This window comes from Marinobacter sp. THAF197a, assembly GCF_009363275.1.
Classification (GTDB): domain Bacteria; phylum Pseudomonadota; class Gammaproteobacteria; order Pseudomonadales; family Oleiphilaceae; genus Marinobacter.
In genome coordinates this window covers 648,281-671,584 of sequence record NZ_CP045324.1, presented here as the reverse complement: position 1 = coordinate 671,584, position 23,304 = coordinate 648,281, and the positions used below count along the sequence as shown (strand labels likewise).

Genomic DNA, 23,304 nt, shown 5'->3' with positions numbered 1-23,304 from the left:
CACAGTTTTTGGAGGCCCTACCCGACACGCCCAGTCCAACATTGTGCAATCCGCTCAGAACGAATGCATAGGGTATGAGTAAAGCGATTACTGCAAAGGCCAGTAAGAGCCGGGGTGGTGGCCTTGTTCAGAAACGTGCGGAGCCAGGGATGGCGGAGCCCGAGACGCACAGGGACGTCTCGAGTCGTTTTCTGAACAAGGCCACCACCCCGGCTCTAAGCACCCAGCCAGAAGGCTAGGCGATCACGAACACCCAACTCAAACCTTGTCGTAAAGCTTGGAGCCAGACTCCACGAACTCCCGCGATTTGGCCTGCATCCCGGCATCAATCGCCGATACCTCATCGATGCCGTGTTCCGCTGCATAATCCCGCACTTCCTGCGAGATCTTCATGGAACAGAACTTCGGCCCACACATGGAGCAGAAGTGAGCCACTTTCGCCGATTCCTTGGGCAGGGTCTCGTCGTGGAAAGCGCGGGCGGTGTCCGGGTCCAGGCCGAGGTTGAACTGGTCTTCCCAACGGAACTCGAAACGGGCCTTGGACAAGGCGTTATCGCGGATCTGGGCCCCCGAATGGCCCTTGGCCAGATCGGCCGCGTGGGCGGCGATTTTGTAGGTGATGATGCCGGTTTTTACATCATCCTTGTTCGGCAGCCCCAGGTGCTCCTTCGGGGTAACGTAGCAGAGCATGGCGCAGCCGAACCAGCCAATCATGGCCGCACCAATTCCGGAAGTGATGTGGTCGTAGCCTGGAGCAATATCCGTGGTCAGTGGGCCAAGGGTGTAGAACGGCGCTTCATCGCAGCATTCCAGCTGCTTGTCCATGTTCTCTTTGATCAGGTGCATGGGTACATGGCCGGGGCCTTCGATCATGCACTGGACGTCGTGCTTCCAGGCAATTTTGGTGAGCTCGCCCAGGGTTTCCAGTTCGCCGAACTGGGCGGCGTCGTTGGCATCCGCGATAGAACCGGGGCGCAGTCCGTCGCCGAGGCTGAAGGACACGTCGTAGGCCTTCATGATTTCGCAGATGTCTTCGAAGTGCTCGTACAGGAAGCTCTCTTTATGGTGAGCCAGGCACCATTTGGCCATGATGGAGCCACCGCGAGACACGATACCCGTGGTACGTTTCGCGGTCAGCGGCACGTGATGAAGCCGCACACCGGCGTGGATGGTGAAGTAATCCACCCCCTGCTCTGCCTGTTCAATTAACGTGTCCCGGAAGATTTCCCAGGTCAGGTCTTCGGCCACGCCGCCCACTTTCTCCAGGGCCTGGTAGATCGGCACGGTGCCAATGGGCACCGGAGAGTTGCGGATGATCCACTCGCGGGTTTCGTGGATATTCTTGCCGGTGGACAGGTCCATCACCGTGTCGGAACCCCAGCGGATACCCCAGGTCAGTTTCTCGACTTCGTCTTCGATGGACGAGGTGACCGCCGAGTTGCCGATATTACCGTTGATCTTCACCAGGAAGTTACGGCCGATGATCATCGGCTCTGTTTCCGGGTGGTTGATGTTGGCGGGAATAATCGCCCGGCCCCGGGCCACTTCGTCGCGAACAAACTCGGGGGTGATCTCTGGTGGCAGATTGGCACCGAAAGACTGGCCTGGGTGCTGGTCCGCCAGCAGACCATTTTCGCGGGCTTCCTGCAATTTCATGTTCTCTCGGATGGCGATGTATTCCATCTCCGGGGTGATGATGCCCTGGCGGGCGTAGTGCATCTGGGACACGTTTTTACCCGGCTTCGCTCGCAGGGGTTTACGCTCATCCATAAAACGCAACGGGTCGAGCTGCGGGTCTTTCATCCGGCGACGGGTGAATTCGGAGGTGTAACCGTCCAGCTGCTCCACATCGCCCCTCTCGGCGATCCAGTTGGCGCGAACCGGCGGCAGGCCTTTTCTCAGGTCAATGGAGGCCTCAGGGTCGGTGTAAGGCCCGGAAGTGTCGTACACAACGACCGGTGGGTTCTTTTCGCCGCCCATTTCCGTGGGGGTGTCTCCCACAGTAATTTCCCGCATAGGCACACGCAGATCAGGTCGGCTACCCTGCACGTATATTTTTCGTGAGCTTGGTAATGGTTTGATTGCTGCGGAGTCCACTTTCGCGGAGTCGCTGAGGTAAGCTGGCAAGTCCGTCATGATCTGCTCCCGTTGAGGCTGATGGTGTCGGGTCGCGTATGACGGAGTTACGACAAGATGCCACCAAAGGCATGTTGACGCGGTTCATATGGTCTTAATTCCTACGCCGGTATTATCCGGATCAGGTCGCGGGTTCTGCGTTGCAATCTCAGCCGATCACCATGTTCTGGCAATTCGGCACCCCGTCAAGACGCGATAAGTATTTTGTTTTGCTCACAAAATGGTTGAGCTATGCAAGTGTAGAGGCCGGACTGATTATTGTCCATAATGGTCAACCAATACCTTTGGGTCATTGCCGGGCAGATTCCCGGAGTTAGTTTTTCAGGAGAAACAATGAAGAAACGTCTACTTCCAGGATTGATCACCCTGCTCGCAGCCCAGCCTGCCTTTTCTCTGGATTTGATGGAAACCTACGAGAAGGCGCTATCATACGATTCGGGCATTGCCTCCGCGCTGGCACAATTCCAGGCGCAACAGGCGGCCAGCGATGTCAGCAGGAGCACACTTCTGCCGCAAGTCGGCGCGTTTGCTGAGGCCAACCACACCGATTTCGACGCCAAGAATGGCCCGGGAGACAGCTATAAGGCCCTGAACTACGGCGTTCGGCTGAGCCAACCGGTGTTTCGTGCCGACAGCTGGTTCCGCTACGATGCCAGTCAGTTCCAGACCGAGGCCGCCCAGGCTCAGTACAACCTGGCCCAACAGCAGCTGATACTGGACGTCGCCACCGCTTACTTCAACGTGCTGCGTGCCCAGGATACGGTGACAACCGCACGCGCCACCGAAGCAGCCATTCAGCGGCAATACGAGCAGGCTCAGGAACGCTTTGATGTCGGCCTGATTGCCATCACCGAGGTCTATGAGGCCCGCGCCAGTTACGATGACAGTAAAAGTCAGCGCATCGCCGCTGAAAACCAGCTCAACGTTGCCCGTGAACAACTGGCGCGTTTGACTGGCGAATATGCAGAGGATCTGGAAAACCTGCGCGAGAACTTCCCGCTTGGCCGACCGGAGCCGATGGACCCTTCCGCCTGGGAAAACACCGCGCTCGAGCAGAACTGGGTTATCCAGTCTGCGCTGTATCAGCTGAATGCCAATGAAGCCAACCTGAAGGTTGCGAAATCTGGCCACCTCCCCACGCTTGACCTGTTTGCATCTTATGGCAAGTCTGAACTGGATGGAGCCAAGAATACTCAGCAGGAAGGCACACAAGGCGTGATTGGCCTTGAGCTGAATGTTCCACTCTACATGGGCGGTGGCACACAAGCCGGCGTGCGCCAGCAGCGCTCGCTGGTTACCGCCGCTCAGGAAGACCTGAACACAACGCGCCGGGATGTTCGGGTAAATACACGCAGCCTGTACCTGACCGTAAACAATAACGTTGAAACCGCCTCGGCTCTGGAGCAGACCATCATCTCCCGCCGCAGTGCGCTGGACGCGACCCGTGCCGGTTACGATGTGGGAACCCGGAACATTGTGGAAGTGCTGGATGCCGAGCGGGCGTATTACGTGGCCCTTCGGGATTATGCCAATGCCCGTTACGATTACGTGATCAACACGTTACAGCTGAAACAGGCGGCAGGCACTCTGAGCCCGCAAGACCTGATTGAACTGAACAACTGGCTCAGCGCCAACGCCAGGGGCATCGAAGCTCTGGCAGAAGAAGATCTGACCCTGGACGACCCCACGCAGTAATGGCGCCGTCGTCCGTGTGATTCCGGTGGCGACTGCCCCGGAATCACAGCCTTTCTATAATCCCCTCAACCACCCGGTCTAATGCGCCCCGGTTTTTGTTAACCACCGCCAGCGCCCGCTCTCCATAGGCTTTGCGTTCCACCGGGTTGGCAAACAATAGATTGATCGCCCGAGCCAGGTCGTCTGCCCCCTGAACCAACTGCACCCCCTGGTCTGCCAACAACCGTTCGTAGATGGTCTCGAAATTGAACACATGAGGCCCGGAAAACACAGGGATACCCCAGGCTGCCGGCTCTAGCGGATTGTGACCGCCCCGTTCGATCAGTGAACCACCCACAAAGGCAAGGTCGCTGGCTCCGTAGAGCATCATCAGCTCCCCCATGGTATCGGCCAGATAAACCTGCGCGCCCGAGGCACTCTGCCCCTGAGATCGCCGTGCAACCTGAAAGCCCAACTCCTGTGCCATGACCGCCACGGCGTCAAAGCGTTCCGGGTGGCGCGGCACAATAATCAACAGGGCATCAGGGTGTCCCGCAAGCACCAATCGGTGAGCCTGAAGCAGCTGTTCATCCTCGCCACAGTGTGTGCTGCCGGCGATCCAGACCGGACGTGGGCCAAGTGTGGTACGAAAACTTTCAGAGGCAAGCCGGACATCCTCCGGGATGTCGACATCGAACTTCACACTGCCCGTCACCTCGACGTGGCTTGCCGCAACCCCAATTCGACGAAAGCGTTCTGCATCAGGTTCTGCCTGGGCAGCCACCCAGGTGATACTTTTCATGATCGGCGCCGCCAGCCCCCTGACCCGCTCGTAGCCCCGGGCCGAGCGCTCCGACAGCCGGGCGTTGATCAGAAACACCGGCACGTTTTTGCGGCGGCACTGGCTGATCATATTGGGCCAGATCTCGGTTTCCATGATGACCAGAATGCGGGGATTGACCCGCCTCAGAAATCGACGGATGGCACCCGGTGTGTCGTATGGCGCGTAGGCATAGGTTACCCTGTTACCGAACATTTTCCGGGCCTGGGTAAGGCCGGTGTCGGTCATGGCGGTCATCAGAATGGTGGCACCGAGATTGCGCGCCAGCAGTCGACGCACCATGGGGCCGGCGGCGATGGTCTCGCCCACGGAGACCGCATGCACCCAGATGACGGGCCCGGGTATGGAAGGCACACGGCCCAGGCGATGCTGCCAGTCCTGCCTGAGCGCCGGCGCCTTGCGGCCCTGCCACCAAAGCCGGATGAGAATAAACGGCAGCGCCAGGCGAATCAGCAGGGAATAGATAAACTGGAACACGCAGGACTCCCGGCAAAACAGTGCGTTATCATAGGGCGAAAAATGTCGAGGGGTTGCATCTTGCCCCCGGGTTAAACGTTTGTCGATGCAGGATTCACGATTTTGAAAAAGAAGTACCGCAAACTTCCAAGGAATACCGACTATTCAGCTTACCGTCATCCTCGCTGGTGGCCAACCTGGCTGGGTATTGGCGTGATGTGGCTGGTTGCCCAACTGCCCATCCGGTTTCAATGGTGGCTGGGCAAGATGGTGGGATTGCTCGCCTGGAAACTGGCGAAAAGCCGGCGACACATTACCGAGGTCAACATCCGGCTGTGCTTCCCGGAGCTGAACGAACAGCAACAGACCGCCCTGGTGCGCAACGCATTTATCGCCAATGGTATCGGATTGATGGAGCTCGGCATTGCCTGGTTCCGGAACCCGGCCAAGCTGACCGGCATGACCCGCATTCACGGTATCGAACATTTCGAGAAAGCGCTGGAAGCCGGCAAGGGCGTGCTGCTATTGGGCGGCCATTACAGCACGCTCGACCTGGGTGGCAGCCTGGTCACCGAATACATAGAAGCCGACGTCATGCAGCGTGATCACAACAACCCTTTGATGAATGCCGTGATGACCAGGGCCCGGGGCCGGCGCTATGGCACAGTACTAGGTGCCCGCGACCTGCGCGGCCTGTTCCGTAGCCTCAAGAAAAATCGCGCCGTGTGGTACGCGACAGATCAGGACTACGGCCGCAAGGACATCGTGTTTGCCCCGTTCTTCGGCATTCCCACCGGTACCATCACAGCCACTTCGCGAATTGCTGAACGCAGCGGCTGCAAAGTCGTGCCCTTCAGCCATTTTCGCCGCGATGACAAGCCCGGCTATGACATCTATTTCCACCCCGCCCTTGAGAACTTCCCAAGCGGTGACGACCTGGACGACGCAACCCGGACCAACGCCGTTATTGAGCAAGAAATTCGCAAAGCGCCGGACCAATACCTGTGGATGCACCGGCGCTTTAAAACCCGCCCCGACCGAGAAGACCCTGGCTTTTACGGGCGCAAGCGCAAGGAATAATCCGTGAGCAATCACTCACAAGCACCGGTTGTCTGGCTGTTAACTGACAACAAGCCCGGCCACAAAAACCAACTCAAGGGGCTGGGCAATCGCCTGCGGGTGCTGACTGGCGCGGCGCTCTACTGGGTCAGTGCCGAAGAATACCCGGTACCTCTTTGGCGAGCCCTTCTGGGTGTGGCCCCTGCCATGGATACGGCACTGCCCAAACCAGACCTGATGGTCGCCGCAGGCACCGGCACTCACCGTTTATTACTGGCACTTCGGCGCCTGGGCAAGGCCAAAACCCTCGTACTGATGAAACCGGCCTTCCCACTGGGCTGGGTAGATGGCGCGATTATCCCGGCCCATGACGAGGTAAAGCCTGCTAACAACATCCTGCACACCGAAGGCGTGATCAACACCATCACACCCCTCGCCCGGCTAACCAGCAAACCGGAAGCCCTGATCCTGGTGGGTGGGCGCTCGGAACATTTCGATTGGGACGACGATGCCATTCTGAGCCAGGTAAGCGACCTGATAGCCCGCTACCCTCAGTGGCGCTGGACCATCACCGATTCCCGCCGCACGCCGGAAACGACCAGCGAGCGACTGGCCGAATTGCAGAGCCCGAAAATCTCCGTAGTGCATCACACCCGTACCCACGACGACTGGCTCAGCCACCAGCTCGCTGCTTCCCGCGCGGTCTGGGTAACGCCGGACAGCATTTCCATGGTGTGCGAAGCCGCCACTTCCGGCGTGCCCACCGGCCTGCTGAACCTGAATGCGCGTGCCAACAGCCGCGTGGCGAACGGAGTAAAACGCCTGACAGAGCGGGGGCTGATTGCCCACTGGGCAGACCATGCCAGCGTGATGGCCGAACAGGCAGAAAGGCATGAACGCCTCTGGGAAGCCGACCGGGCCGCCCGATGGGTGGCGGGTAACTATTTGGCTGCTTTTCAAAAATCAGGAAAGGAGGCCAGACAATGAAGATTCTCCAGGCTCTTCCGGCACTCTACAGTGGCGGCGTGGAGCGAGGCACCGTGGAGTTCGCCGCAGAACTGGTCAAGCGTGGTCATCAATCCTATGTAGTTTCCAACGGCGGCCCGATGGCGGAACAGGTTCGTGGCCAGGGGTCAATCCATATCCACATGCCCATCCACCGGAAAACGCCAGCGTCTTTCGGGCAGATCCTGCCCATGCGCAAGCTGTTACAGGAGCTGCAGCCTGACATTGTTCATGTCCGCTCCCGAATGCCCGCCTGGATTATCCACCTGGCCCTGAAGACTCTGCCTGCCGACCACCAGCCCGCCGTTGTCTCGACCTTTCACGGTATGTATTCCGTCAATCCCTACAGCGCCATCATGACAAGGGCGGACCAGATCATTGCCGTCTCCAATTGCGTGCGGGATTACGTGTTGAAGAATTTCGAGGTAGCGGAACACAAGCTGACGGTGATCCAGCGCGGCGTCGACATCGACGCCTTCCGCAACCGCGCCATAAATGATCAGTGGCTGGACATTCTCCTGTCCCGCTTCCCCCAACTGGCCGGCAAGAAAATCATTATGATGCCCGGCCGCATCTCCCGCTGGAAAGGCCAGCTGGACTACCTTGAAGCCATGGCCCGCATTGTCCGCCAGCGGCCGGATTGTCACGGCATCATCGTAGGCGGGGCCGAACCGGGAAAAGAACGATTCCTGCAGGAGCTTGAAAAAGAGCGCAGCCGGCTGGGCCTGACCGATAAAGTCACATTCCTTGGCCAGCGCAACGACATGACCAACCTGTATCTGTTCGCCGATGTGGTTTGCCACATGTCCACCAAGCCAGAACCCTTTGGGCGGACAGTAACCGAAGCCCTGGCGTCCGGCACGCCAGTGGTGGCCTACAACCGGGGCGGTGCGGCGGAAACGCTGCAGGCATGCTTTCGGGACGGACTGGTGACGCCGGATGATACCGGGGCGTTTGCCAGTGCGGTGTTGGGGCTGCTGGATAAACCCCGGCCGGAGATTGAGTTGCCAGAGCGGTTTTTGTTGAGGGCGCAGACGGAGGCGACGCTTCGGGTATACCAGCAGGCCCTGAACGGGAGGCCCGATTGAAGGTCGCCCTGATACTCGCAACGCCTAGTACTGCCTGGGGTGGCATGGAAAAACATGTGGCGGACCTGGCAGAAGCCCTCACGAGCCTCGGACATGAGGTGCACATAGTCGCCCATCCCGACTACCGCACGCACTTCCCATTCGCCGAGTTTCACCCGTGCCCAATGAAGCTGAGCCGAAACAACCCTTGGCTTCGCTGGTGCGTTTCCCGGATATTGAAGCGGGTTTCTCCCGATATCGCCCACGCCCACGGCAATAAAGCCGCCCTCATACTGGGCAGGTTGCCTCATCAGACCTGGCAAACCGTAGCCACGATTCACGGCAGCAAATCAAACCTTCGCCCGTTCCTTGTGCTGGACAAAGTCATCGCCGTAAGCCGGTCAATCTATGAGGGCCTGAGTCACCCGTCCCGTCATCTGATTTACAATGGAATCCGGAAGGAATTCCCGGATTCGCCCCATGGCAACTATCCACTCCCCGAAGCAACAAACGTCATTGCTGCCGGGAGACTGGAGCCAGTAAAGGGGTTCGACATGCTCGTTCAGGCCTGGAGCCTGATCCATAAGCGCTTTCCGACGGCACACCTAACACTGTTTGGTGACGGCTCTGAAGCCGGAAACCTGCATCGGCTGATTGACGATGAAGGCCTAAGACATTCGGTGACGATGGCAGGGCACCAAACAACGCTGGCATCGGCATTGTCCAATGCAGACTTGATGGTTCTCAGCTCAAGGCGGGAGGGATTCCCTTACGTATTGATAGAAGCCTTGATCGCGCGACTGCCGGTTGTCTCAACCCCGGTTTCCGGTAGTATCGACCTGCTTCCCGAAAACGCGCTCGCCAGGGACATTTCCGCGCCGGCTATCGCCGACGTCATCTCCAAGGCACTTGCCGGTCTGGATAGGCTCCGGGAATCAGAGCAGTCAGCCTTTGACTATGCGCAGACTCATCTCACGCTCAGGGGCATGGCCGAGGCAACCGTCAGAGTATATCAAGCCGAATAGCACCTGCGAGAGCGCCTTACCGCTCCTCACCACCGGAACGACTGATTCCCTCGAGCATTTGCAATTCCCTTGCCTTCGCCAATCGCATGAAATTACGGTTTGCGGCCACTACCGAAACACTGAACCCGAACCAGCCATTCAATACCTGGCGGTGAATCAGGTAATACTTGAGAAACTTCAAAGGAAATTCGACCATCAGGCGGGGGGTCGAAATTCGGCGGCCCTTCTCACACAGGAACCGGGCCTGCTCGCTGGACAGTTGAGTGTATTTTCTTTCCATCTGCTCCAGAGAGATCAAGGTCCTGTGCAAAACATCGCCGTTGAGCTCCAACACTTTACCTGTATGCACTCTAGGCCGGTCATCGTTACTGTGTTTTTCCGCATGGATCGCAGCCCGTTTCCGATTGTAGAGCCGCAGGATCTTCTTGGACTTGTCGTGCCGAAAAGGGTGCCTCGGGTTGGGGGACGACAAAACCCAACGCATACGATAGCCTGCGATATCCGGAGAGATCGGCTTGGAAAACAGCTGCTTGATGTTTCGTACCAGGGTATCGGAAAGCACTTCATCAGCATCCAGATCAAGCACCCAGTCGTTCGCACACAGGCTGGCGGCATAGGCCTTCTGGCTCGCAAAGCCTTCCCATTCCCGATAAACCACTCGGGCGCCCGCGGCCTCTGCCAGCTCACAGGTTCGGTCTGTGCTACCCGAATCAACAACGATGATTTCATCAGCCCAGTCCTTCACCTTCTCAAGAGATTCCGGCAGCCTCTCCTCTTCATTCAACGTGATGTAGTAAACCGATAACGGCAGTTTCATCATAAACACCCGCAAACTGGCCCCTGCTCGGCCCCAAACACTGCCGAGAGAGCGCACCTGTGATAATATTCAGCCATCAGAAAAGGACAATGCTGACCGAAAGCTACGCGTGGAGCAAACACATGATTCACCCCGTCATTATGGCCGGAGGCACCGGCTCTCGCCTTTGGCCGTTATCCAGGCAACTGAACCCCAAGCAGTTCCTGAAACTGACGGACCAACATCTATCCATGCTGCAGCTGACCGTGGCCCGGCTGGATGGCATGGAATCCGCCGATCCACTCCTGATCTGCAACGAAGACCACCGCTTTCTGGCGGCCGAGCAAATGCGCCAGGCGGGCTATAAAGATGCCCGAATTATTCTGGAGCCCTGTGGGCGCAACACGGCACCGGCCATCGCTCTGGCAGCCCTGCAACTGGTCAAGAACATCGATGAAAACCAGAACCCGCTGATGCTGGTTCTGGCCGCAGACCACTTGATCAAAGACATCGCTGCGTTCCAGAGCGGCATCCAGAACGCCATTCCCCTGGCACAGCAGGACAAGCTGGTGAACTTCGGCATAGTGCCCGGCCATGCGGAAACCGGTTACGGCTACATACAGCAAGGCCCGAAATTGGCCGATAACTGTTTCAGCGTCAGCCGGTTTGTAGAGAAGCCCGACCAGAAAACCGCAGAGGAATACTTCGCTTCCGGTGATTACCTCTGGAACAGCGGCATGTTTCTGTTCGGCGCCCGCACCTACCTTCAGGAACTGCAGAAACACCGCCCGGACATTGTCGCCATCTGCGAGGCAGCACTGGACGACGCCAGCGAGGATCTGCACTTCACCCGCGTGAATGAAAGCGTATTCGCCGAGTGCCCGGAAGATTCCATCGATTACGCCGTGATGGAAAAGACCGACAACGCCGCCGTGGTGGCGCTCGATGCAGGCTGGAGCGATATCGGCTCCTGGTCCGCCTTATGGGAAGTTTCCGAGAAAGACAGCTGCGGAAACGCCTTCAGCGGTGATGTCATTGCCCACAACACAGAGAGCACTCTGGTCCGGGCAGACAGCCGCCTTGTGGCCACGGTTGGCGTGAAAGACCTTGTAATCATTGAAACCAAAGACGCCTTGCTGGTCGCCCACAAAGATCAGGTCCAGGATGTCAAAAAGGTGGTTGAATGCATCAAGAATGATGGTCGACACGAGCACATGAATCACCGGGAAGTCTACCGGCCCTGGGGTGTATATGATTCCATCGATAACGGCCACCGCTACCAGGTGAAACGCATCACCGTGAAGCCCGGCGCCAAGCTGTCTGTCCAGATGCACCACCACCGGGCAGAACACTGGATTGTTGTCAGCGGCACCGCAAAGGTAACCAATGGCCAGGAGTCGTACCTGGTGACCGAAAACCAGTCCACTTACATACCGGTCGGCCAGATCCATTGCCTTGAAAACCCCGGCGTTATTGATCTGGAACTGATTGAAGTGCAGTCCGGATCCTATCTGGGCGAAGATGACATTGTACGATTTGAGGACCGGTACGGCAGATCATGAGCAAATTCAAGTATTACCTGATTGCCGGCCTGTTGCGGATTGTCAGCTATTTGCCCCTGGGAGCCGCGCAGTTCATTGGCAAATGGCTGGGGCTCCTGGCCTGGAAACTGGGCGGCAGGCCAAAGAAGATCACCGACATTAATCTGGACATCTGCCTACCGGAACTCACCGAAGAGCAGCGCAGGGAACTATCCAGAGACTCCCTGGCCCATACCGGCATGACGGCCCTGGAAATTCCACTGATGTGGGAGTGGCCCGTAAATAAGTGCCTCGGGTTGATCAAGGAAACGGAAGGCTTGGAACTGGTGGACGAAGCCCTGTCGACAGGAAAGGGGTTGATCCTGCTCGCACCGCACCTGGGCAACTGGGAGCTGGCGGGCCTGTTTTTCTCCTCCCGCTACAAAATGGCCGCGCTATACAGCCCTCCGCACATCAAGGAATTCGAAGATTACATGATTCGGGTGAGGGGGCGCCTGGGCTCCGAACTGGTACGCGGAGACCGTAAAGGCCTGATGCGCCTGATGGGCATTTTGAAGGAAGGCGGCGTAGCGGGCATTCTCCCCGACCAGTCTCCCCGCGGCAAAACCAACGCCTACGCGCCCTTTTTCGGCATGGACGTGATGACCATGACCCTGGTCGGCAAGTTGGTTCAGAAAACCGGGGCCAACGTTCTGGTGACCTACGCCGAGCGCCTGCCCAACGGCGAAGGCTTCAAGATTCTGGTCACCCGGGCGGAGCCTGGCATTGGTGCCGACGATACAGTGGCCGGCGCCACCGCCTTGAATCAATCCGTGGAAAAGGTGGTGCGAATGGCCCCTGAGCAGTACCAGTGGGAGTACAAACGTATGCGGCACCGGCCGCCGGGGAATCCGAACCCTTATAAGCCCGGGCAAATTTGCGACTAACCGCCCGGCTGCCGGGAACTCCCTTAGGATTGCAAGGTTGCGGAGTAGAGTCCCAGGTAACGCTCCGCTACCGATGCAGGGCTAAACGCTGTTAATCCAGCCTGGGCAGCGTCTGCGAAAGCGGCGGCCTGCTCTGGGTTATCGAGGATAAACTGAATCGCCGAAGCCAAAGCCTCCGGGTCACCCGGAGATACCAGAAGACCATTCGCTTTATCGGAGATCAGATCAGGAATGCCTCCGGCTTTGGCCCCAACCACCGGCACATGATGTTGCATGGCCTCAAGAATCGTTGAGCCAAGCCCCTCGGAGAGTGAGGGGAACACGAAGACATCCAGAGCTGCCAACCAATCCCCGACGTTATCTTTATGCCCCAGAAAACTGACGTTGGGCAAACCCTGTGCCAGGGACTTGAGCCACTGTTCATCTGGCCCTTCTCCCAGGAAAATGAACTGCACGTCTGGCCTGAGGTTGCCCAGCAAACGCGCTGCCTCAATCGTGATGTGATAACCCTTGTGCTTCAGGAGGCGCCCCACCTGGCCAACCAGGCGTTTGGCAGGATACTGTTGCCGGATAGCTTCGACGGCGTCTGGTGCGGCGGGAAAGCCTGAGAAACTCGACGGAATGATGACAGTGTCCACACAGCCCAGTCGCTGTTGTACAACAGATTCAATGGCGGAACTGAGGCAGGCGACGGTCGAGGCTCCGCCGTAGGCCGCAGACGTCAGGCGCCCGGTTCCGATGGGATTATCGACTCGCCGTGTGACGACGTAAGGCGTTCTACGCAGGCGGGACTCAATCCAGGCCCAGTAGACTGATTTACCGTCGTGGCAATGAACGAGGTCCCAATCCCCCTTGCCGTGGCCCAGCAGAAAATGTGCAGTCTCTCGCCTACCGAGCGATTGGATGCTTTCCAGCTCTGCCCATAGACGACTCCCCGGCTTGGCCACCAGCGTTTGCTGAATGCCGCGCTTCGCCAGCTCCCGAATCAGGTTTACGGTCTGTCGCTCACCACCGGAAAAACCTCCGGCCAGATTTACGTGGCAAATGTGCATACCAACTCGGCCCTGTCGATGTTTTAATGGCGGCAGTGTAAGAGATCGACCATGAAAAGGACATAACACTGTGAAGCTACTTGTAATCAGCTCCTATGTAGATACTTGGAACTCTGTTCGGCCAGAAGCGGAAATGCTGATCGGGCTGGCAAAATTGGGTGTCGAAGTTGAGCTGATGACACAACCGGATGCGGAGTACCGTTCCCGTTTTGAAGAAAACGGCATCAAGGTACACGGTTTCCATCCCCGAAAGAAAATAGAGCCTGAAGCCATTCGTCGAATTCGTCACCTCCTGATCGAAGGCAAGTTTGACGCAGTGTACTGCTTTAACAACAAAGCCATCGCTAACACCAACCTTGCGGCAATCGGCCTGCCAGTCAAAGTTATGACCTATCGAGGCCAAACCGGCAATATCAGCCGCTGGGACCCAAGTGGCTACCTGACCCACTTAAGCCCACGGGTGGATCGAATTATCTGCGTTTCCAAAGCAACCCGCGATGACCTACAAAAGCACGTCTGGGGCAACAAAGACAAAGTTTGTACGGTCTATAAAGGCCACGATCTCGACTGGTACCAGGATACTCAGGTAGACCTCAAACAATTCGGCGTACCGGATGGCGCCTTTGTGGTTGGGTCGGTGGCAAATATCCGCCCCAGAAAAGGACTGCCAATTCTGCTGAAAGCCACACACCTTTTACCCTCGGACAGCAACATCCACCTATTGCTCGTGGGCCGGGGAATGGACAATCCAGAGGTTCAGGCTCTAATCCAGGCCAGCCCGATGGCCGACAGAATTCACCTGACTGGATTCAGAAAAGACGCGCCGGCCATCATTGCGTCCTGCCAGGTATCCGTGCTGGCTTCAACCAAACGAGAGGGGCTTCCAAAAACGGTGATTGAAGCGATGGCCTACGGCGTTGCTCCAATCGTCAGCGATACCGGAGGAAGTGCGGAGCTCATTGAAGATGGCGTATCCGGTGTACGCGTAACGCCCGGTAGCGCTGAAGAAATTGCGGCAGGTATCCAAAAGCTGCATGAATCCCCTGAGCTATGCGCAAATATGGGCGAACTTGCCCAAAAACGGATCGCGTCGCACTTTCATGTACAGCAGTCGTCTGAAGCCCTGTTGAAGGTACTGAACGAAACCGTCAACGGCGAGTTTTAATCCAGAGCGCTGCGTATTTGTTGAACACATAAATGGCGGTGGTGACGGCCAGCAAAAACCCATGCCGGCCGTCCAGAAACCCTCTCTGGACGAGATACTTCCGGACAAACGCTCCCAGGCTGTGGGTACAGGCAGAGAACAGTGATGCTTTCTTGCCACGGCGGGCCCGCCCCTCGGCCCAATCCTCTGCATAACGGACGGATTTCGCCATGTAATCCGGGAAATTGGTCGCGGTATAGTGCAGTAAATCCCCGTCCAATGTCTCCACGCTGGCGCCTGGGCAGTGTACCTTTTCATGCACCAGAGCATCGTCATAACCGAATTCTTCACGGCGGTACAACCGCACTACTTTATCGGGATACCAGCCAGAGTGCCGGATGAAACGGCCAAAAAACCACGACAACCGCTTTACCTGAAACACCTTCTTCGCCGGAGCCTGTTCGATGGCGCGCTGAATGGATGAGGCCAGCTCAGGGGTGACCACTTCGTCGGTATCGATCCAGAACAACCACTCGCCCAGCGCGTGGCTTTGGGCCCTCTGACGCTGCGGACCGAAGCCTGGCCAGTCGTCCGATTGGAAAATGCGCGCCCCGAATTGCTCGGCGACGGCCAGCGTATCGTCTGTAGAGCCGGAGTCCAGCACTACAATCTCATCGGCAAAAGCCAAACTCTCCAAGCAGTTGGCAAACTCAGGCCCTGCGTTCTTAGTGATCAGTACCGCGCTGAGTTTCACTGGCAAGCCTCCAGAACCCGCTGCACGGAAATACCGGTCAAGCAATTGTAATGACCAAAACGGCAGGTCCGCTCAAAGCAGGGACTACACTCCACCGGATGCCGGACAATCGTCGCCTTATCCGTCAGCGGAGGTGTGAAATCCGGGCTGGTGGAACCGTAGATGGCAACCACATCAGCGCCAGAAGCGGCGGCCACGTGCATCAAGCCGGAATCGTGACTGACCACTTTGCGGCAATGACTGAACAGGTCCACGGTATCTTCAAGGCGGGTTTTGCCACAAAGATTGAATACGCCTTCCTGACCATTGGCAATCTGGTCACCCGGCTCCACATCTTTCGGACCGCCCATAACCCAGACTTGAAAACCCTGCTGCACCAGTTTTTCGGCTAGCGCCCGGTGGCTTTCAAGAGGCCACTGCTTTGCTGGGCCGAACTCCGCACCAGGGCAGATGGCAATGGCGGGGCGTTCCGGGTCCAGGCCCAGCTTGCACATCACGTCGTTCAGGTTTGTCTTGTTAATCGTCAGTGCCGGTTGTGGCACATCAAACTGATAGGTTTCGTAATCCGCCTTGCTGGCCCCAAGCCCCATGTAACGCCACACGGTTTTATCGGTGATGGTAGAGCCGTCTCGAGTCGGGTGTCTGCGCCGGGCATCGGTCAACAGAATCGAGCGTCCTTCCCCACTGAAACCAACCCTCTCGGGAATGCCTGCAAAGAAAGGGATCAAAGAGGACTTGAACGAACGCGGCAGGACAATGGCTTTATCATACCCTTTTAGCATTCTGGCCAGTCGCCACTGAGCCTTCAGGGCCAGCTCACCACTTTTCCAGGGTGCCGCAATGCCTGTGTTGACCTCAGGCATACGGGCGATGATCGGGAGCGACCACCCGGGAGCCAGCACGTCGATTTCTGCTTGCGGGTCCTGTTGTTTGAGGGACATGAACAGTGCCTGGGCCATGACCATGTCACCCACCCAGGACGGCCCTACCACCAGGTATTTCATCGGTCCAGCCAGGCCAGATAGCTCTCTACACCACTGGCCACATCAGCAAACTCAGCAGTGTAGCCAACATCACGCAAAGCGGTAATATCGGCCTGGGTAAAGCTCTGATAGCGCCCTTTCAGCTCATCCGGGAAGGGAATGAACTCAACACTGCCCTTGCCGTGGTAGCGGATAACAGCCTGAGCCACATCCAGAAACGACTGGGCGCGCCCTGTACCCAGGTTGAAAATGCCGGACTGTTCGGGGTTGTCGTAGAACCAGAGGTTAACCTTGCAGACATCCTCCACGTACACGAAATCCCGCTGCTGACCACCATCAGAGTAGCCATCCCACCCCTCGAACAGCTTGGGGTTCTGGCCGGCCTTGATCTGCTCGTGCAGGTGATAGGCAACGGAAGCCATCTTGCCTTTGTGCTGCTCCCTCGGGCCATACACGTTGAAGTATCGAAAACCAACAATCTGGCTGCGGGCGGAGGGCAGGATCTTTCGCACATACTGGTCAAACTGCCACTTGGAATAACCGTAAACGTTAAGCGGTCGTTCGCACTCGCGCTCTTCGCGGAATTCGTCACTGGCACCATAGACCGCCGCGCTGGATGCATAGAGGAACGGCACCTTGCGATCAAGGCACCAGTGCAACAACACCTTGGAGTAGGTGTAGTTGTTCTCCATCATGAACTTGCCGTCCCACTCGGTGGTGTCTGAGCAGGCGCCTTCATGGAATACAGCACGGATACCCATGGGCAAATCGTTGGCTTTCACCCGCTCCAGAAACTCACCCTTGTCCATGTAATCGGTAACATCCAGCTCCGCCAGATTCCGAAAACGGGTGCCGTCGGTCAGATCGTCCACCACCAGAATATCGGTTTCGCCACGCAGGTTAAGGGCGTGAATAATGTTGGCTCCAATGAAACCGGCACCGCCAGTGACGACAATCATGGTAAGGCTCCTGAAATTTCTGTGCAGACAGGCCGGATAATGGCCGCTGGGTTCAGCCGTAATACTAACCTCTTTTGTACCTGCCTAAAACAACCAGAGCCCGACTGGCCATCGGCCAGAACCATGATGAACACTGGATTAACGGGCGGTTAGTCGGTGAAAAAGCATATGGGACGCCTGTTGCGGCCATGGTACACTTCGCGCTTGGAACTGGTGCTGCGCCGCACCGGGTCGACTTTGGGATTGTTCACACCGGAGGCTCATATGTCCCAGCAAAGCAGTTACCTCGCCACCCTGGAACGGCACCGCAAAACCTTTGCCGTGATGGAAGAGCATCAGGAATCCGTCGAGCAACTGTTGGAACTGACTCGCCAAAGCCTGAAACGGGGCGGCAAGATCATCTTCCTGGGCAACGGTGGCAGTGCCGCAGATTCGCAGCATTTGGCGGCCGAGTTCATGGTCCGCTATAAAAAGGAGCGCGGCCCCCTGGCCTCCATCGCCCTGACCACAGACACCTCCATTCTGACGGCACACCCGAACGACTACGAATTCGAGACCGTATTCGAGCGGCAAGTTCTGGGGCTGGGCAAGCCGGAAGACCTGGTGATCGGCCTGACCACCTCCGGCCAGAGCGAGAACATCAACCGTGCCCTGAAAGCCGCCAACGACATGGGTGCGGCCACCGTGGCACTGACCGGCCGGGACGGCGGCAAAGTCAAAGACATCGCCAAGCTGTCCATCATCATCAACAGTGACGAAACCGCCCGCATCCAGGAGGCCCATATGTTCATCGGCCACTGGCTGTGTGAAGCGATGGATGAGGTGATGCTGTCCGGAGGCTTTGACTGATGCTTGATCTGGCCCGGCTGGACCAGCTTCAGACCGCCTCTGTGCTGGTGATTGGCGATGTCATGCTCGACCGCTATTTCATTGGCGACACCAACCGCATTTCACCGGAAGCACCGGTGCCGGTGGTCCGGGTTGCCCACACGGAAGACCGGGCAGGCGGTGCCGCCAACGTTGCCAGAAATATTGCCCACCTTGATGGCCAGGCTGCCATTCTTGGCATCATCGGCAACGACACCGACGGTCGTTTGCTGAAAGACCTTCTGGTCAAGGAAAAGGTCCATTCCGAGCTCCTGGAACTGGACGACGCACGCACCATCTCCAAAACCCGTATTATCTCCCGCCATCAACAGATGGTTCGGCTCGACATGGAAGACACCTTCCCCGTCGCCCAGGCCGAAAGCGTCAAGCAGCGTTACGGCGAACTGGTTGAGCAATACAATACCGTGATCATCAGCGACTACGCCAAAGGCACCCTCGCCTTTGTTGGCGACTTGATCCAGGCTGCGCGAAAGGCCGGCAAGAAGGTGCTGGTTGACCCGAAAAGCAAAGACTTCTCCCTGTATCGTGGCGCAACCGTCATTACCCCGAATCTGAGTGAGTTCAAGGCCGCCGGCGGAGACGCCTCCTCAGATGACGCCATGCTGAGTTCGGCCCGCGCCATGCTGGCCGACGCGGGCATCGATACCATGCTGCTGACCCGCAGCGAGCAAGGCATGAGTCTGATCACCCCGACGGAGCACCACCATTTCCCGGCGGAAGTCCTGGAAGTGAGTGACGTCACCGGTGCCGGTGACACCGTGATCGCCACCCTGGGCACCCTGCTGAGTGCCGGGTTTGATCTGAAAGACGCGGCCTGGCTGTCCAACCTTGCGGCCGGCATTGTGGTGGCCAAACTAGGCGCCGCAACCGTTTCCCCGGAGGAACTGGCGGCCCGCGCCAGCCATCAGTGGTCGGCCAAGACCAGCGGCTACCACCCCAGCGTCGAGCAGAGCCTGCTGCACATTGACTACGCCCGCCAACAGGGCGAGCGGATTGTCTTTACCAACGGCTGCTTCGACATCCTGCACGCCGGCCATGTACGCTACCTGGCCCAGGCCCGGGCGCTCGGTGACAGACTGGTTGTCGGGCTGAACTCCGATGCCTCCGTGCGTCGCCTGAAGGGCGAGGAGCGCCCGGTGAACTCGCTGGAAGACCGGATGGAAGTGCTATCCGCCCTGGCCTGTGTGGACTGGGTCATCCCCTTCGGTGACAACACTGAGGAGAACGACACCCCGGAGCAACTCATCAAACGGGTGAATCCGCAGGTGCTCGCCAAAGGCGGCGACTACTCAATCGACACCATCGTCGGCGCGGACTTTGTTCAGGAAAACGGCGGTGAGGTTGCCATTCTGCCCACGGTTGAAGGCCGTTCCACCACCGGGCTGATCAAGAAAGTTCGAGGCTGATTTGTCTGCGCCACGCTCCATCTGCCTGCTGCGCCTGTCGGCCATTGGCGACACCTGCAACGCCGCTGCAGTGGTGCATGCCATCCGGCAACATTACCCGGAAGCTGAGATCACCTGGGTGATCGGCAAGGCTGAAGCCGCGCTGATGGCAGGCATGGACGGCGTCAACTTTGTCGTGTTTGACAAGAAGCAGGGCATGGCCGCTTACCGAAACCTTCGGCGCCAACTCCAGGGCAAACGATTTGACGCCCTGCTACTGATGCAAGTCGCCCTGAGAGCGAATCTCGCCAGCTTGTGTATTTCCGCCAAGCGGCGAATTGGCTACGACAAAGCCAAGAGCAAAGAGCTGCACAGCCTGTTTATCAACGAGCGGATCGAGCCAACGAACAAGGTCCACGTGCTGGACAATTTCCGACAGTTCCAGAAATCGCTGGGCATCCCGCTCGAAGCGCCCGGCTGGAACATTCCGGTTAATGCCGAAGACCGGGGCTGGGCCAAAGCCCAGCTCGACCCGAACACCAGCAAACACCTGATCATCACCGCCGCCGCCTCTAACACCGAGCGGAACTGGCTGCCAGACCGATACGCCGCGGTAGCCGACTACGCCGCCAGCCAGGGTTTTTCCGTGTATCTGTGTGGCGGGCCGGCCGATCATGAAAAGCAATTAGCTGCCAACATTCAGGCCCACGCCAAACACTCCCTGCATAACCTGGTTGGCCAGTCGAGCCTGAAGCAATTGTTCGCCCTGATTGGCGAGGCCAGCCTTGTGCTCGCCCCAGACACCGGCCCGGCCCACATGGCCGTTGCCGCAGGCACGCCGGTTATCGGCCTGTATGCTCACAGCAACCCGAAACGTACCGGCCCCTACCTGTGGCAAAACTACGTGGTAGACGCCTATACCCCCGCACTGAAACAGATGCGAGGGGAAACGCCGGAACAAAGCCGCTGGGGCCAGAGGCTCAAGGGCGAAGAACTGATGGAGAACATCACGACGGAACACGTTATCGACATGTTGGACCGCTGTATTCAGGAACAGAACCTATGACCAACAAAGCCGTATTTCTGGACCGGGATGGCGTGATCAACGTGGATCACGGCTATGTGTATCGCAAAGAAGATTTCGAGTTTGTAGATGGTATCTTCGAGGCCTGCCGGCACTTTCAGGAACAGGGTTATCTGCTGATTGTCGTCACTAACCAGTCCGGCATTGCCCGCGGCATGTACTCAGAAGCTCAATTCCAGGAACTGACAGACTGGATGGTAGAACGATTCAAGGAACAGGGCGTGACCATCTCCAGAGTTTATCATTGCCCCCACCATCCGGACTTTGGGCCCGAAGATGAACGGGACTGCGATTGCAGGAAGCCGAAGCCGGGGATGATATTGAGGGGGATTGAGGACTTTGATTTGGATCCGTCGGAGTGCATTATGGTCGGGGATAAACCAAGTGACGTTGCAGCAGCGGAACGAGCCAGTATCGGCACAAAGGTAAGGGTGTTGACCGGCAGCCTCCTTGTGACGTTGCCGAACAACGAGGCGTCACTATCCCTGCTAACGCATATTGGCCAGATTATCCACGATAGATCATCGGTCTAGTGTGATTACACAAGACAAAATAGAAAGGTAAGGAACGGGAATGCCACATCAGCCTTCAATTGAGATTTCTGGCAATTCGGGATGCACCGTAAGGCTGCTTACTCATGACCAGCGAATCATGGTTGAAAAGGAATGCGCACTCCCGTCGTATATTCCGCGTCTCCAGGCACAAATTCGCAAACAAGACAACTTCCGACATGCACTTAAGAACCCTGCCATAATAGTCCCAGAACTCTATGATGAAGCGGACAATCCCGCCTTCTATTCCGCACGAATGGAATTTCTACCCTACCTGAACTTCATCGACTTCCTTGGCGTTTGTTCCGTGCCTGCGTTAATGCAAAGTATCAAAGCAATCGAAGGCTTCATCGATCACAACCTGCGAACCGACTACCAAACAGTTAATACATCGGCTTTGGTAAAGCTGGATGAAATATCTCGCAACATTTCAGGGGAGCCTCAAAAACAAGAGATCGACCAACTCTTCGGGAATAAATTGCGAGACCGATTAACAAAAAAAGAAATTAATATTCCTCATGGTTGGTGTCACGGCGATTTTACCCTGTCCAACATCGTTTTTTCTGCCAATGGTAATTGCATCGGCCTATTCGATTTCCTGGACAGCTACATCGACTCCCCAATCATGGACCTAGTCAAGCTCCGGCAGGATACACACCTTCGCTGGTCTCTCACCAAATCCAAAAAACCATTCTCTCATCTTCGAGTCTGCCAAGGCCTCCGGCAGTTGGATATATTTGCAAAACGTAAGCTTTCAGCTCTCGGAATCTCCGGAAAAGAGTACAACCTACTCCAATCTGTCAACGTTCTAAGAATTTTGCCGTACGCTAACGACACAACCACTTTAAACTTCATTCAAACATCCCTGAAGACTCTGGAGGACTAAATGCACCTAATTCTACCAGTTGCTGGCAGCTCATCACGGTTCCCAGACATGAAACCCAAATGGCTACTTACGCACCCCAGGGGCCACATGATGATTGTTGAAGCGATCAAAAAACTGGACCTGGATAAATTTGAAAGTATCAACCTGATCTGCTTACAGGAACATGAAGATAAACATTCCGTGAGAGTCGCGATTGAAACCCAGTTTGATGAAATTGGCTACAGAGACAAGCTTCGTTTTATCATGCTGAAAGAACGCACACGGAACCAGCCCGAGACGGTTTATCAAGGGCTCAAGGCTGCGGGCATCACCGGTCCAATATTCATTAAAGACTCTGACAACCAGTTTTCTGCTCCCGTTAAGGAGGGAAACCACGTCTGTTGCCTGGATCTCCACGAGCTAGAAACCGTTAATGCACGAAACAAAAGCTATATAGACATTGACGAGTATGGTTTTGTCCAAAATATTGTTGAGAAAAAGATCGTGAGCTCAACATTCTGTGTGGGAGGCTACGTTTTTGAGTCAGCCCAAACCTTTATGAGCATTTATGAAAAGCTAAGCAGCGACTCACACGACCTTTACATCTCTAACATTATTTATCAGATGCTCCTGGACGGCCATACGTTCAACGCCCTGCATAGTGAAGATTATTGTGACTGGGGAACGATTCGCGAATGGAATCAATATAAGGCTCAATACTCTACGCTTTTCGTAGACCTTGATGGAACTCTGGTAGAGAACTCGGCCCAGTACAACTCACCATACTGGGGCGAAACCAATGGCATAACAAAGAACATTCAGGTCCTGAACAAACTTCACAAATCTGGAAAGGTCCAGATAATTATTACTACATCGCGGAAGGAAAGCTTTCGGGAAGCGACCATCAAACAACTTGAGCGCCTAAATATTCCTTACGACGATATTATTTTTGGCCTGGTGCATGGCCGAAGAATCGTAATCAATGATTACGCCCGAACAAACCCTTTCAAGAGCTGTGACGCAATAAATATCAAACGCAACAGCGACGACCTCAAAGAAATGCTTGAAGAGTCTATTGGCTTTGATATTGGCATCTGAAACCTGATACGAGCA

21 protein-coding genes and 1 riboswitch are annotated in these 23,304 nt (G+C 56.7%); of the genes, 14 read left to right on the top strand and 7 right to left on the bottom strand.

Annotation, left to right across the window (positions count from 1 at the left end):
- Positions 1–258 precede the first annotated feature (258 nt).
- Positions 259–2,136 carry a phosphomethylpyrimidine synthase ThiC gene (gene thiC / locus FIV08_RS03100; RefSeq protein ID WP_152437300.1) on the bottom strand — a complete coding sequence of 626 codons (1,878 nt, stop codon included), beginning with the start codon at positions 2,134–2,136 and terminating at the stop codon, positions 259–261.
- 81 nt (positions 2,137–2,217) lie between these two features.
- Positions 2,218–2,331, bottom strand: a riboswitch (TPP riboswitch).
- 138 nt (positions 2,332–2,469) lie between these two features.
- On the opposite strand from thiC, the gene FIV08_RS03095 reads away from it, so the two are divergent.
- Positions 2,470–3,831: a TolC family outer membrane protein gene (locus tag FIV08_RS03095; protein WP_061332408.1), complete on the top strand. Its 1,362-nt coding sequence runs from the start codon at positions 2,470–2,472 to the stop codon at positions 3,829–3,831.
- A 43-nt stretch (positions 3,832–3,874) separates the two neighbouring features.
- Here the strand turns inward: FIV08_RS03095 and waaA are convergent, their stop codons facing one another.
- Positions 3,875–5,128, bottom strand: coding sequence for a lipid IV(A) 3-deoxy-D-manno-octulosonic acid transferase (gene waaA, locus FIV08_RS03090; protein ID WP_152437299.1), 1,254 nt, complete (start codon positions 5,126–5,128; stop codon positions 3,875–3,877).
- A 102-nt stretch (positions 5,129–5,230) separates the two neighbouring features.
- Here waaA and lpxL point away from each other — a divergent pair, with 102 nt between their 5' ends.
- Genes lpxL through FIV08_RS03070 form a run of 4 tightly spaced genes read left to right on the top strand, consistent with a single transcriptional unit; the run spans position 5,231 to position 9,263 of the window.
- Complete coding sequence (gene lpxL, locus FIV08_RS03085; RefSeq protein WP_072678350.1) at positions 5,231–6,187, top strand: LpxL/LpxP family Kdo(2)-lipid IV(A) lauroyl/palmitoleoyl acyltransferase; 957 nt, start codon at positions 5,231–5,233, stop codon at positions 6,185–6,187.
- A 3-nt stretch (positions 6,188–6,190) separates the two neighbouring features.
- Positions 6,191–7,153 (top strand): mitochondrial fission ELM1 family protein, encoded by a 963-nt coding sequence (locus FIV08_RS03080; RefSeq protein WP_152437298.1) that lies wholly within the window; start codon positions 6,191–6,193, stop codon positions 7,151–7,153.
- Complete coding sequence (locus FIV08_RS03075; protein ID WP_152437297.1) at positions 7,150–8,259, top strand: glycosyltransferase family 4 protein; 1,110 nt, start codon at positions 7,150–7,152, stop codon at positions 8,257–8,259. Before FIV08_RS03080 ends, FIV08_RS03075 begins: the two co-directional genes overlap by 4 nt.
- The gene (locus tag FIV08_RS03070; protein WP_152437296.1) at positions 8,256–9,263 is read left to right on the top strand and encodes a glycosyltransferase; all 1,008 of its coding nucleotides are present in this window, start codon (positions 8,256–8,258) and stop codon (positions 9,261–9,263) included. The genes FIV08_RS03075 and FIV08_RS03070 overlap by 4 nt, the downstream gene beginning before the upstream one ends.
- A gap of 16 nt (positions 9,264–9,279) precedes the next feature.
- On the opposite strand, the gene FIV08_RS03065 is transcribed toward FIV08_RS03070, so the two are convergent.
- Entirely contained in the window at positions 9,280–10,080 is an 801-nt protein-coding gene (locus tag FIV08_RS03065; RefSeq protein WP_152437295.1) for a glycosyltransferase family 2 protein, read from the bottom strand.
- A gap of 122 nt (positions 10,081–10,202) precedes the next feature.
- On the opposite strand from FIV08_RS03065, the gene FIV08_RS03060 reads away from it, so the two are divergent.
- Together FIV08_RS03060 and FIV08_RS03055 are read left to right on the top strand one after the other, a co-directional pair.
- Positions 10,203–11,621 carry a mannose-1-phosphate guanylyltransferase/mannose-6-phosphate isomerase gene (locus FIV08_RS03060; protein ID WP_152437294.1) on the top strand — a complete coding sequence of 473 codons (1,419 nt, stop codon included), beginning with the start codon at positions 10,203–10,205 and terminating at the stop codon, positions 11,619–11,621.
- Entirely contained in the window at positions 11,618–12,526 is a 909-nt protein-coding gene (locus FIV08_RS03055; RefSeq protein ID WP_152437293.1) for a lysophospholipid acyltransferase family protein, read from the top strand. Before FIV08_RS03060 ends, FIV08_RS03055 begins: the two co-directional genes overlap by 4 nt.
- Before the next feature lie 23 nt (positions 12,527–12,549).
- On the opposite strand, the gene FIV08_RS03050 is transcribed toward FIV08_RS03055, so the two are convergent.
- Positions 12,550–13,578: a glycosyltransferase family 4 protein gene (locus FIV08_RS03050; RefSeq protein WP_152437292.1), complete on the bottom strand. Its 1,029-nt coding sequence runs from the start codon at positions 13,576–13,578 to the stop codon at positions 12,550–12,552.
- 70 nt (positions 13,579–13,648) lie between these two features.
- Here FIV08_RS03050 and FIV08_RS03045 point away from each other — a divergent pair, with 70 nt between their 5' ends.
- Positions 13,649–14,743 carry a glycosyltransferase family 4 protein gene (locus FIV08_RS03045; RefSeq protein WP_152437291.1) on the top strand — a complete coding sequence of 365 codons (1,095 nt, stop codon included), beginning with the start codon at positions 13,649–13,651 and terminating at the stop codon, positions 14,741–14,743.
- On the opposite strand, the gene FIV08_RS03040 is transcribed toward FIV08_RS03045, so the two are convergent.
- From FIV08_RS03040 to rfaD, 3 genes are read right to left on the bottom strand one after another with little or no spacing between them, the layout of a single operon-like run.
- Positions 14,727–15,476 carry a glycosyltransferase family 2 protein gene (locus tag FIV08_RS03040; RefSeq protein WP_152437290.1) on the bottom strand — a complete coding sequence of 250 codons (750 nt, stop codon included), beginning with the start codon at positions 15,474–15,476 and terminating at the stop codon, positions 14,727–14,729. The two genes, FIV08_RS03045 and FIV08_RS03040, sit on opposite strands and share 17 nt — an antisense overlap.
- A complete protein-coding gene (gene waaF / locus FIV08_RS03035) occupies positions 15,473–16,480 on the bottom strand; it encodes a lipopolysaccharide heptosyltransferase II (protein WP_152437289.1) in 1,008 nt (335 codons plus the stop codon). The genes FIV08_RS03040 and waaF overlap by 4 nt, the downstream gene beginning before the upstream one ends.
- A complete protein-coding gene (gene rfaD / locus FIV08_RS03030) occupies positions 16,477–17,418 on the bottom strand; it encodes an ADP-glyceromanno-heptose 6-epimerase (protein WP_152437288.1) in 942 nt (313 codons plus the stop codon). Before rfaD ends, waaF begins: the two co-directional genes overlap by 4 nt.
- A gap of 264 nt (positions 17,419–17,682) precedes the next feature.
- Between rfaD and FIV08_RS03025 the strand changes: the two genes are divergently transcribed.
- The 6 genes from FIV08_RS03025 to FIV08_RS03000 all read left to right on the top strand — a co-directional run bounded on the left by FIV08_RS03025 (position 17,683) and on the right by FIV08_RS03000 (position 23,289).
- The gene (locus tag FIV08_RS03025; protein ID WP_152437287.1) at positions 17,683–18,267 is read left to right on the top strand and encodes a D-sedoheptulose-7-phosphate isomerase; all 585 of its coding nucleotides are present in this window, start codon (positions 17,683–17,685) and stop codon (positions 18,265–18,267) included.
- Complete coding sequence (hldE, locus tag FIV08_RS03020; protein WP_416376916.1) at positions 18,264–19,712, top strand: bifunctional D-glycero-beta-D-manno-heptose-7-phosphate kinase/D-glycero-beta-D-manno-heptose 1-phosphate adenylyltransferase HldE; 1,449 nt, start codon at positions 18,264–18,266, stop codon at positions 19,710–19,712. The genes FIV08_RS03025 and hldE overlap by 4 nt, the downstream gene beginning before the upstream one ends.
- Before the next feature lies 1 nt (position 19,713).
- Entirely contained in the window at positions 19,714–20,757 is a 1,044-nt protein-coding gene (locus FIV08_RS03015) for a glycosyltransferase family 9 protein (RefSeq protein WP_152437285.1), read from the top strand.
- On the top strand, positions 20,754–21,308 hold the full coding sequence (gmhB, locus tag FIV08_RS03010; protein ID WP_152437284.1) for a D-glycero-beta-D-manno-heptose 1,7-bisphosphate 7-phosphatase: 555 nt from the start codon (positions 20,754–20,756) through the stop codon (positions 21,306–21,308). The genes FIV08_RS03015 and gmhB overlap by 4 nt, the downstream gene beginning before the upstream one ends.
- Positions 21,309–21,348: 40 nt before the next feature.
- Positions 21,349–22,212, top strand: a complete 864-nt coding sequence (locus FIV08_RS03005) for an aminoglycoside phosphotransferase family protein (RefSeq protein WP_152437283.1) — start codon at positions 21,349–21,351, stop codon at positions 22,210–22,212.
- A gap of 87 nt (positions 22,213–22,299) precedes the next feature.
- Positions 22,300–23,289 (top strand): hypothetical protein, encoded by a 990-nt coding sequence (locus FIV08_RS03000; protein ID WP_228715488.1) that lies wholly within the window; start codon positions 22,300–22,302, stop codon positions 23,287–23,289.
- Positions 23,290–23,304 lie beyond the last annotated feature (15 nt).